The organism is Sodalis sp. (in: enterobacteria) (assembly GCF_051710625.1).
Taxonomy (GTDB): Bacteria; Pseudomonadota; Gammaproteobacteria; order Enterobacterales; family Enterobacteriaceae; genus JBPESN01.
In genome coordinates this window covers 1-10,785 of sequence record NZ_JBPESN010000077.1, presented here as the reverse complement: position 1 = coordinate 10,785, position 10,785 = coordinate 1, and the positions used below count along the sequence as shown (strand labels likewise).

Here is a 10,785-nt window from a genome sequence, read left to right as displayed (position 1 = left end):
CACGCAGTTGTTTTACCCATTTCGTCATCGTAGAAAGGCCGACGTCCATGGCTTTTGCTGCTTGCGCGGCGGTGTAATTTTGGTCGACAACCAGTTGAGCGGATTCGCGTTTGAATTCAGGACTAAAGTTTCTTCTTTTCATTGGTGCACGCGTGTTGTTCTGAGGTGAGCATATTACCTCTGTTTAGGTGGCTAAATTCAGTGTGCCACTACAATTGGGCTGTTGCATCAACGCCATCATCATGTCGCGCAGCGCGTCAACTTCTGGCGGCAGAATGTGGGCAGGATCGTCGCGCGGCTCAATCGTGGGATTGCAGTAGCGCTGGCCGCCCAGCTCCTGAGCAAGCACATAATCGGCAAAACCGCTGACCAGCTCGCGGCTGCGCGGCGCCCTGAAGCCGACGGAGTAATTTAGCTCGTTCTCCAGCGCATAACCTTCATGGGGAAAGGCGGGGGGGATGTACAGCATATCGCCGGGCCACATTTGTTCGTCGATGATGGCCTCAAAGGGTTCAACCTGCAGCAGATCGGGATGGGGACCGACGCCGCCGCCGGGAACCGAAAACGAGATCATCAAATTGTCTATCCGCCAGTCGGGCAGATGGCGGAACGGCTGCATCAGCGCCGCCGAGGGGCTCGTGCCAGTGATCGACCGCCTGCACCAGCAGCGACCAGTTGTGGTCGCCCAAATAGTCATAGCTGGCAAACGGACCGTGGCTTACCTGCCAGTCGCCGTCATCATGGCTGACCAGACGGCTATCCACCTCCGTTTCCATAGCCAGACCGGCCAGTTCATCCGGAGACAGCGGGTCGACGAAATCGCGAAACGCGTGTTTAATGATGACCGGGCGTTTCTGTCAGTAGCGTTGTAAAAAGTCATTCCAGTTCAGCTCAAGTTGATAATCCATAGCCTGTTCCAACGCGGGGAGATTGAGAGGAATTATAACGGATAGCGCCGCCGCAGGGCGGATAATTTTACCTGCGGTGCGTCAAAAGTGACGGGGCGCCCGCCCGTGACCGACCTCAGTCGTCTTCGGGCTGCGGCCCCTGCTGCTTGAAGATGACTTCGACCAACGCCCCGCCGAGGGCGCTTTCGTCAATCACGATGTCGCCGTCGTATTGCTCAAGAATTTCCGCCGCCACCGAAAGGCCCAGGCCCTGACCGGGCCGCAGCGTATCGGCGCGCTGACCACGCTGGAAGATGAGTGTGCGTTTGGACTCGGGGATACCGGGGCCATCATCTTCGATAATGATATGCAGCGCGCTTTCCTTTTCGCGGGCGCTGATTTCGACAAACTCCAGGCAATACTTGCAGGCGTTGTCTAAAATGTTACCCATAACTTCCATAAAGTCGTTTTTCTCACCGATAAACGTCAACTCCGGTGAAATATCCAGCGACAGGGAAACGCCTTTACGTTGATACACCTTGTTGAGCGCGGAGCACAGGCTATCGAGCAGCGGCGGCACGGAATGCAGTTCACGGCTCAGCACATTATGATCCGAGTGAACGGTGGCACGATGCAGGTAATAGCCTATCTGTTGGGAAATCCGGCTGATTTGCTCCAGCATAATCGGCTCAGCCATTTCGATATTGGTGTCGCGATCGGTACGCAGGGAGCGCAGTGTGGTCTGCAGCACCGCCAGCGGCGTTTTCAGGCTGTGGGTCAAATCAGACAGGGTCGAGCGGTACTTCTGATAGCGCTGACGCTCCTTATTCAGCAAAATATTCAGGTTGCGCACCAGAATATCCAGCTCGCGCGGCGGGTTCTCGTCAAGGCGTTCCCGCTCGCCCACCTCCAGCTCGCGCACTTGGCGAACTAAATCCTTAATGGGGCGCAGGCTCCAGTGCGCCGCCAGCCACAGCAGGGGCACCACCAGCAGCAGATTGGCAAGCAGGACGTAGCTGAACCATTCCCACACCAGATCGGCGCGCTGCAGTTCATGAGGAATGGTATCGACGACCACAATGGTCAGCGGCGGCAAGCGGCCGGTAGCCGGATAGCGGTTGACCGCCACGGAGTGGGTCAGGGCATTGTCGTCGCTGCTGTCGAACTCTTTCAGCCGAACCTGGGCGCTGGGGTTATCCCCCACTACCGCGCTACTGGTGCGCGTATCGGTATCGAGCTCAAAATAGCCGGTCTTGGTCAGCCAGTCCTGCTGTACGCGCGACTCCAGCGCTGGTACATAGCGCTGGCGCCAGAGAATATGGCCATTTTCATCATAAATTAGCACCAAGGCGGCAAAATTGATATCGATATTTGGCGGCACGGCGATCGACAGCTTATTGTCCTTCCACTGTGCGAGACTGAAAAAAAGATTACTTTCGCCGCGCAGCACGCGGAATGACGTTTTATCAAAGCTGACGCTGTAGCCAATGACGGCCACCATGCCATAGCACAAAGAGAGCGCCAGAACTACGCAGGCCGCCGCCAGCAAGAATATGACGCGCAGGGAAAACGGTTTTTTGTGGCGTAACGGAAATAGGGTCATAGAGCCTAGTTAACATCAAAACGGTAGCCCTGACCGCGAACTGTGGTGATCACTTCATGCGGGTAATTGGCCTGCATTTTTTTCCGCAGACGACCCATTAACACGTCGATGGTGTGACTCTCGCGCAATTCAGCGTCGGGATAAAGTTGCAGCATCAGCGAATCCTTGCTGACGACTTTACCGGCGTTGCGTATCAGTGTCTCGATAATAGTATATTCAAACGCGGTGAGCCTGATATTAACCTCATTAATCATAAGCTCACGGCGCGAAAGATCAATGAGGAAAGGCGGCAGTTCGATAACCTGCGACGCCAGACCGCTGTTGCGGCGCATTAGTGCCTGCATGCGTGCCACCACCTCTTCCAGATGAAAAGGCTTGGTGACATAGTCATCAGCGCCGGCTTCCAGCACCGTGACTTTGTCCTGCCAGCCTTCCCGGGCAGTGAGCACCAGTAGGGGAATTTTCACCTGATGGCTGCGCCAGCGGCGAATAAGATTGAGACCGTCCTCGTCGGGCAGGCCTAAATCGACAATGGCGATATCGGGTGGATGCTCATTTAGAAAGTAGTCCGCCTCCCGGGCGTCCGCGGCGGCATCTACCTGGTGCCCCATTTCACGCATCTGTACCGTCAGATGATGACGAAGAAGAGAATTATCTTCTATTACCAGAACTCGCATCGCAGCTCCTAATAAAATTACCCTTAACGGATCCGGTGGCGCAATCCGTCTTATTAAGCGGTTATCCTCCCGGCTGGGAAGGAATATCTTACCGGATAAGAGTATCCCAGAGAGTGACTAAACTCCGCATAAACAGAGAGGGAACCAGGGTCAGGCGCAGGTTCCCTTTTCGCCGCTTATTTTAACTCGTCAACCATTGTCGTGGCGCGGCCGGTATAATTAGCCGGCGTCAGCGTTTCTAGCCGTACTTTTTCCGCTTCCGGCAACGGCAAATTATCAATAAAGGCTTGCATACCCTCAGCATCGACGCGCTTGCCGCGGGTAAGCTCTTTCAGCTTCTCGTACGGTTTTTCAATTCCGTAGCGGCGCATCACCGTCTGTATGGGTTCAGCCAGGACTTCCCAATTGTTATCCAACTCTGTCAGCAAATGGGCTTCATTCACCTCCAGTTTACTGATTCCTTTTAGCGTAGACTGGTATGCGATAAGCGCATAACTCATCCCAACACCTAAATTGCGCAGCACGGTGGAATCGGTCAAATCCCGCTGCCAGCGCGAAACGGGTAGTTTCGCCGCCAGGTGATTCATCACCGCATTCGCCAGGCCCAGATTCCCTTCCGAGTTCTCGAAATCGATAGGGTTCACTTTATGCGGCATGGTCGAAGAGCCGATTTCGCCGGCGACGGTGCGCTGTTTGAAATGATTGAGGGCGATATAACCCCACACATCACGGTCAAAATCGATAACGATAGTATTAAACCGCGCAATGCAGTCAAACATTTCGGCGATATAATCATGGGGCTCGATTTGGGTAGTATAGGGGTTCCAGCCAATACCTAGCCCGGTGACGAACTCCTCGCTGAACCGATGCCAGTCCACTTCGGGATAGGCGACCATGTGGGCATTATAATTGCCGACGGCGCCGTTGATTTTGCCCAGTATCTCCACGCGTTCCAATTGACGATATTGCCGCGTCATACGATAGGCAACATTGGCCATTTCCTTGCCCAGCGTTGAGGGCGTCGCCGGCTGGCCGTGGGTGCGCGACAGCAGGGGGATATCGCGATAGCGTTCGGCCAGCGCCGCTATCGCCGCGATAATCTCGTGCCAGGCCGGTAGCAGAACAGATTCGCGGGCGGTGGCGAGCATCATCGCGTGGGAGAGATTGTTGATATCCTCGGAGGTGCAGGCGAAATGGATGAATTCGCTTACCGCCTGCACTGCCGGTTGCCGGGCGATTTTCTCCTTCAAAAAATATTCTACCGCTTTCACATCATGATTGGTGGTACGTTCAATGGTTTTGATGCGCTCGGCATCCTCTACGCTGAAGTTCGCGACAATGGCGTCCAGGAAACTGTTTGCGTGGTCGTCAAAAGGGGGGACCTCTTTAATAGCATCACAGTCGGCCAGCTTTTGCAGCCAGCGTACTTCCACCTGTACGCGAAATTTCAGCAAACCGAATTCACTGAAAATAGCGCGTAGCGGATTGACTTTGTCGCCGTAGCGGCCGTCTATGGGCGAAACGGCGGTCAGAGAGGATAATTCCATCAATTGCGACTCCTGGAGATTAAGTATGTGAAAGTATTTGTTTGGTTTTTTTAAACAATCGGTTGCGGGCGAACATCAGCTGAAGTCTGCCGCCACCGACCTGCTGCCACAGCACGGCGGAGCGGATGCCTGCCAGCAGTACGGCGCGCACCTTGGCCTGAATCTGTGTATTTTGCAATACCGCCGGCGCGCCGGTGACCTGAATACGCGGTCCGAGCGGGCTGATGATGTCCACATAAATGCCAGCCATCGCGCTGATAAGCGCGTCTGACAGTAAATCAAAATGGCTGAGCTGACGGTCAAGGGCGTCGATGCGGCGGCTCAGCTCCGTCTGCGCGCCACGATTACCGTTCAGCTTGCGTTCAAGCACCATCAGCCCCAAGGTATACCGGGTCAGCTCGGCGCCCAGCCTCTCGCGCGACGACGCATTCAGCACGCCCTGCAGCGTCTCCAATCCCATCCGCAGATGGGTCGGGTTATCGCCGTAGACTGCACGCACCGACGGCGGATTCAAATCCAGCAGACTCTGGAGCGAGACGCGCAGCGGCGGCTCATCGCACTGGCTTTGATGCGCGAGCTGCTGAACCAGCCGCGCGCTCTGGCACACGCCCGCCAGCGCCAGTGTAATATCGAAATAATTCTTGGCCAAGATGACTCCTGTATCCATCCCTGAGATTAAGTCCGCCCGTCAGGCGTCCGGTCAACGGAGCGCCTGGCGGCCCTTTGTGCTGCGGGTGGGTCTTAGCGACTTAAGGGTTGGCGCGCTTCTATTATCCCGCCGCCCAAACAGCGTTCCGCCAGATAAAACACCGCCGATTGGCCCGGCGTGACGGCGGCGACGGGCTGGTCGAAGGTCACCTGCAAACGTCCGTCCGCCTGCGGCGTTACCAGACAAGCGATATCGGGCTGGCGATAACGGGTTTTCACCGTGCAGCGCATCGCTTTGGTAAGCGGTTCCCGTTCGACGCAGTGTAGCTGACCTGCGGTAAGACTGGTAGACATCAGCCGTGGATGCTGGTGGCCCTGAGCGACAATCAGCCGGTTATGGTCAAGATCTTTATCTACCACATACCAGGGATCCTCGCTGCCGTCGCGGGTGCCGCCGATGCCCAATCTTCTACGCTGACCCAGCGTATGGTACATCAGCCCCTGGTGGCGACCCACCTCCTGGCCGTCAACCGACACGATCGCTCCCGGCTGCGCCGGCAGGTAGCGGCCGAGGAAATCGCGAAACTTCCGCTCCCCAATGAAACAAATGCCGGTGGAATCCTTTTTGGCGGCCGTCGCCAGGCCAAGCTCGGCGGCAATGCGGCGCACTTCTGGTTTCGCCAGTTCCCCTATTGGAAATAGGCAGCGTGCGAGCTGCGCATGGCCCAGCGTATACAGAAAATAGCTCTGGTCTTTATTATCATCCAGACCGCGCAGCAGGCGGCTTTTGCCGTCCACGTCGGCGCGGCGCACGTAATGGCCGGTGGCGATATAGTCGGCGCCGAGATCGTCGGCGGCGAACTCCAGGAACGCTTTGAATTTAATTTCCTTATTGCACAGAATATCCGGATTGGGGGTGCGGCCCGCCTGGTATTCGGCGAGAAAGTGCGCGAAAACGTTATCCCAATATTCGGCGGCGAAATTGACGGTATGCAGCGTGATACCCAAGGTATCGCACACCGCCCGGGCATCAGCCAGATCGCTTGCCGCGGTGCAATACTCCTCGTTGTCGTCCTCCTCCCAGTTTTTCATGAACAGTCCCTCCACCCGATAACCCTGCTGCTGTAGCAACCAGGTGGAGACGGAAGAGTCGACACCGCCGGACATGCCGACGATTACTTTTTTTTGACTATTATCTGACATGGTATTCTCACGAACGGGATGACCGTCGCGCGTTGCGCGGCGCAGTAAAACAGGCGGCGTATTTTATCATGATCGACCCCCGGGCCGCCACCGTCGGCCGCTACGCCAACCGGGGCGCGCCGCGCGCCGCTTATCCGGCCTCGCCGGAATTATGACCGTTAGAATGGCCAGTTGTACGCATGAAGCGGATCCAGCGGCAGGCGCTCGCCGCGCTGATAACGACGAAGACTCTCCGCCACCAGCGGCGAGCGTGGCTGATTGGAGGAGTAAATGGATTCAGCCGGCAGCTACAGGCAGCGGTCGATATCGTCATCCTGCGGGATAGCCTGTAGGGTGGCAATCATTTGGGCCCTTTATTGCAATGTGACACGGAAATACGCCGGCGGCAAAAATGGCGTGGCGTTGTTCTCGTTAGCCACCTCTTTATTGTTATGGCTAAAATACGGCTTTAGTCATAAAGCGACATTGGTATTCACCAGTACGGTCATCCTACAGCTTTTAGTTACCGGTGCCATAATGGGCGCGGCTTACGCCGCATGGGACATCGGCATTATTCAGGGCAATATGACGCTGCTTGCCACCGCTTCTTATTTTACCCCAGTGTTTTCGGCGGCGTTTGCCAGCCTATGGCTGGGTGTCGATTTAACCCCCGCTTTCTGGCAGGGAGTGATCATGGTCTGCGCGGGGTCACTTATTTGCTGGTGGTTTACCCAACGTGCTTGATAAGCGCGGATGAGTGGAGAGGCGCACCGGCGATGACGCCTCAGCCAAATAAGCCGTCCTGGTTGGAGCAACCGGAAGCCCCGAGCTCTGTTTAGTCGATAAGTTAATGACTAAAGGTTAATAATTTTCCAATCTAGCTCCTAGAGCAATTACCGCCATCCCGCCCGCTCGACCGTCTGGCGAAAGAGTGAACGGCTGACTACGCTTTCAGCGTTGATAACGCGATACGTTCCGTTGTCAATATCAAAGCACAACACGGGTTATTGCTAGTGACATACTGTCATGATCATCAATGGAGGCTATTATGGCTGAACATCGCAGCGGTTCCGGAAATTTTGCTGAAGATAAACAAAAAGCGTCTGAAGCGGGTAAAAAAGGGGGCAACACAGCGATAGCGGCGGCTTCAAAAATGACCTGCAAAAAGCCTCTGAGGCAGGGAAAAAGGCGGCATGCATAAAGGGAAATAAAGCCGTTCTTCACGTTTCACGTTCTCCCTGCGCTTTTGACCATTACGTTTGTCGATGTTCGTCCCGAGAAAGAGTGTTTATCGGGAGAAGATATGGATTTCGTTAAAGTGATTTTTGCTATTCTTTTACCGCCGGTAGGCGTTTTTATGGAAGTGGGCTTTCGCGGCGCATTTTGGTTGAATATATTGTTAACCTTACTGGGCTATATCCCAGGCATTATCCATGCCGTCTGGGTGATTGCCAGCCGCCGTTAGTCCTTTCTTATCTGCCATGATAGCTTTGCTCCGGTAGGGCTATTCTCTCGCCAAGCTAACGCTTACCGTTTCCGCCGTCCAGCGTCGTGGCGGAATTCTCTATACTCATGATAATCCGTCGCCAAGCGGTGCGCGCGTCCACGCCGGCCGGCGGCAGGCCGGCGCAGGGCTGTCGCGGGCTTTATTTGTCAGTACGAATGGGCCTATGATGGTGTCAAGGCTTAGGTACCACAACGTTCGACAAAGAGCCATCTCGGACCATTGCTGTCGCTGACGAAAGTCGAAGCGACCTTATTTACCGTCGAGCGCTGAGTCAATCATCCTGCTTTGGCTGTTTTTGTCACGCAAGGAAAATCATTATGGCGAACGACCCCCATTATCAGATTCTGTTGGACCGTATTGAAGCGCTGGAGGCGCGGGAGCGTCAACTAACGGTGACGTCTCATGCCTATCAGGTCGTATTGACCACTATCCTGGGTAATCTTGATGTCCAAACCCGCGACAGGATCATTACCATGGTGGATGAAGCGCATGAAATTGCCTATTCCCAAGCGGTAAATCGCAGCGACCGACATCTGTCCGAAGTCATCAAAGGCGCGGATGAGGTGGTGCAACGAATGTTTAATTACGCCCAGGGTAATCTACATTCAGGGCTATGAGGGTAATAAACGGTTTGTGACGTTGGCGCTATTCGCCGGCGCTGACGGCTGAAGTTCGCTTGCCTTGTCACCACCGCCCTTAGGCCTTGCCATGACGGCTCATGGTCTGCCTGAATACCGTTTAAAAAAGCGGGTGTCTTTTGGGCTGCCTACACCTCACCTGTATCAATTACCCCTTTCTTATTCGGCGCGAGCATGGATTTTGCGCGTTGACTCAGGCAGCATATTGACCGTTTTCTGCCGCCGGGAGAAGGCTCTATTTTTGGGGCTTTGGGCGGCGATATTGGCTGTTTAAGGGTATGCTATGAGCAGATTGACAGGGGTAATAATGGCAACACTGATGTTGCTTAGCGGATGCGACGGCGCCAAGCCGTCGGAACAGGCGCAGTCCTGGCGTGCCGAAGGGAAAACCATGGGGACCTATTATCGCGTGCTGGTGGCAAACCCGCTTGCGGCCGCTCTGACGGGACTCAATCAAGCAATAGAGCAACGATTGGCTGAGGATAATTACCAGATTTCCACCTGGCAAGACGATACGATTTTATCACGATTTAACCGTTATCACGGCACCGAGCCGCAGCCGATTACCCCAGACATGGCGGATATTATTTCTACCGCGTTGCGTATTGGCGCGAAAACCGGCGGTGCGATGGATATTACCATTGGGGCCCGCTGGGGAACCTGTGGGGATTCGGCCCGGAAAAACAACCGACAAAGACGCCGGATGTTCAGCAAATCGAAAGCGCCCGCGCCCGCGCGTTGGGCTGGCGCATCTGCGGCTTATTGAAACCAGCAAGGGCAGTGGCTGCAAAAATCGGTGCCCGACATGTATGTCGATCTTTCCACCGTCGGCGAGGGGTATGCCACCGACCACCTGGCTGTTCTGCTGGAGCTGAGGGGCATTACCCGCTATCTGGTGTCGGTAGGCAGTGCGGTGTTGACCCGTGATTTGTCTTCTAGCCAGCAGCCCTGGCGAGTGGCTATGCAGCACCCGACGGATGAATCCGTGGCGGCGGAGGTTGTCGTGGATTTACGGGGACACGGTATCAGCACCTCCGGCAGCTATCGGAACTACTATGAGCTTGAGGGTAAGCGCGTAAGGCATGTCATTGATCCTGTCACCGGTAAACCGATGGTTCACAAACTGGTTTCGGCAACGGTTATTGCCACAACGGCGCTGGAAGCGGACGATTGGGATAGCGGTTTAATGGTGCTCGGCACGGAAAAGGCCAAGCAACTGGCGCTGCAAGAAGGCTTGGCGGTATTCTTGATTACCAAAACTGATCACGGGTTTACCACCTGGATGTCGCCGCAGTTTTCCTCCTTTATCATTTCGCATAGCGATAAGGAAGCCTAACGTCGCAGGGCTTAGGGCGAAACCTTGCCTTGACAATAGCCCTGCACTCGGTAAGCCTTAAAAGGCTTGACCGTTAGGAGACAAAACTTAAGGAGAAAACGATGCGTAAGTACCCTTTCTTTCCGCTGTTACTGTTGATCGCGCCATTAGTGGCCGGTGCCGCTGACGCGCACCATGAGATGGCCGGCATGAGTGGGTCAAAGGATCAGGGAAGGCTTTCCGTTGCCAGTAAAGCTTATCTCGATTCGATGGAAGATATGCACGGCGATATGAGTGCCGGCGTGAAAGCCGCCGATCCGGACGTCGTTTTTGCGCAAGGGGTGATTCCCCATTATCAAGGTGCGATCAATATGGCGGAAAATGTCATCAGCGCGCAAAAAGCTGAAATCGCAACGATGCAGCAGTGGCTAGCGGAGCACGGCCAGAAAAAATAGTCCTTGACGGACGCAAGTTAACGAACTTGTCTATGAGCTGAGGCTGAGGCTGAGGCTGAGGCTGAGGCTGAGGCTGAGGCTGAGGCTGAGGCTGAGCGGGCAGAGTCCGGCTTGCAATCCCGGCCCAGGTTTGGTAAGTCTAACTATGCCAGTGTATGATCGGGAATCTTTTGGTAACCCATCTTCAACCCACAAGTAAGTGTAGTGGTCAACTAAAACTGGCCACCGCGTTAGCGTTTTTCCAGTATCTACTTTCTGATTTGTTTGGTGGCAACCCACCGTTATATTCATGCGGCCTGAGTGCGCTGTAATATCCCACGATATAG

At 55.0% G+C, this 10,785-nt stretch carries 11 protein-coding genes and 3 pseudogenes; 7 read left to right on the top strand and 7 right to left on the bottom strand.

The window, feature by feature from the left end:
- From ACTBDU_RS14335 to mnmA, 7 genes and pseudogenes are all read right to left on the bottom strand, one after another.
- On the bottom strand, positions 1–142 hold a 142-nt coding region (locus ACTBDU_RS14335; protein WP_438806941.1), incomplete at its 3' end, for a transposase.
- A 75-nt stretch (positions 143–217) separates the two neighbouring features.
- Positions 218–908 (bottom strand): annotated as a pseudogene (locus ACTBDU_RS14330) (cupin domain-containing protein); the annotation flags it as partial.
- 115 nt (positions 909–1,023) lie between these two features.
- On the bottom strand, positions 1,024–2,490 hold the full coding sequence (gene phoQ / locus ACTBDU_RS14325; protein WP_438806940.1) for a two-component system sensor histidine kinase PhoQ: 1,467 nt from the start codon (positions 2,488–2,490) through the stop codon (positions 1,024–1,026).
- Between the two features lie 5 nt (positions 2,491–2,495).
- Entirely contained in the window at positions 2,496–3,167 is a 672-nt protein-coding gene (gene phoP, locus ACTBDU_RS14320; RefSeq protein WP_025422642.1) for a two-component system response regulator PhoP, read from the bottom strand.
- Positions 3,168–3,343: 176 nt separating this feature from the next.
- Complete coding sequence (gene purB / locus ACTBDU_RS14315) at positions 3,344–4,714, bottom strand: adenylosuccinate lyase (RefSeq protein WP_438806939.1); 1,371 nt, start codon at positions 4,712–4,714, stop codon at positions 3,344–3,346.
- Between the two features lie 19 nt (positions 4,715–4,733).
- Entirely contained in the window at positions 4,734–5,363 is a 630-nt protein-coding gene (gene hflD / locus ACTBDU_RS14310) for a high frequency lysogenization protein HflD (protein WP_438806938.1), read from the bottom strand.
- Positions 5,364–5,455: 92 nt separating this feature from the next.
- Positions 5,456–6,565: a tRNA 2-thiouridine(34) synthase MnmA gene (gene mnmA / locus ACTBDU_RS14305; protein ID WP_438806937.1), complete on the bottom strand. Its 1,110-nt coding sequence runs from the start codon at positions 6,563–6,565 to the stop codon at positions 5,456–5,458.
- 32 nt (positions 6,566–6,597) lie between these two features.
- Here mnmA and ACTBDU_RS14300 point away from each other — a divergent pair, with 32 nt between their 5' ends.
- From ACTBDU_RS14300 to ACTBDU_RS14270, 7 genes and pseudogenes are all read left to right on the top strand, one after another.
- Positions 6,598–6,720: a hypothetical protein gene (locus tag ACTBDU_RS14300; protein ID WP_438806936.1), complete on the top strand. Its 123-nt coding sequence runs from the start codon at positions 6,598–6,600 to the stop codon at positions 6,718–6,720.
- Between the two features lie 178 nt (positions 6,721–6,898).
- Positions 6,899–7,288 carry a hypothetical protein gene (locus ACTBDU_RS14295; RefSeq protein ID WP_438806935.1) on the top strand — a complete coding sequence of 130 codons (390 nt, stop codon included), beginning with the start codon at positions 6,899–6,901 and terminating at the stop codon, positions 7,286–7,288.
- A gap of 304 nt (positions 7,289–7,592) precedes the next feature.
- Positions 7,593–7,732: pseudogene (locus ACTBDU_RS14290) on the top strand (general stress protein); the annotation flags it as partial.
- A gap of 115 nt (positions 7,733–7,847) precedes the next feature.
- Positions 7,848–8,009, top strand: coding sequence for a YqaE/Pmp3 family membrane protein (locus ACTBDU_RS14285; RefSeq protein ID WP_438806934.1), 162 nt, complete (start codon positions 7,848–7,850; stop codon positions 8,007–8,009).
- Positions 8,010–8,368: 359 nt separating this feature from the next.
- Positions 8,369–8,668 carry a hypothetical protein gene (locus tag ACTBDU_RS14280; RefSeq protein WP_438806933.1) on the top strand — a complete coding sequence of 100 codons (300 nt, stop codon included), beginning with the start codon at positions 8,369–8,371 and terminating at the stop codon, positions 8,666–8,668.
- Positions 8,669–8,972: 304 nt separating this feature from the next.
- A pseudogene (locus tag ACTBDU_RS14275) lies at positions 8,973–10,025 on the top strand (FAD:protein FMN transferase).
- A gap of 101 nt (positions 10,026–10,126) precedes the next feature.
- Entirely contained in the window at positions 10,127–10,459 is a 333-nt protein-coding gene (locus ACTBDU_RS14270; protein ID WP_438806932.1) for a DUF305 domain-containing protein, read from the top strand.
- The last annotated feature ends 326 nt before the right edge of the window (positions 10,460–10,785 follow it).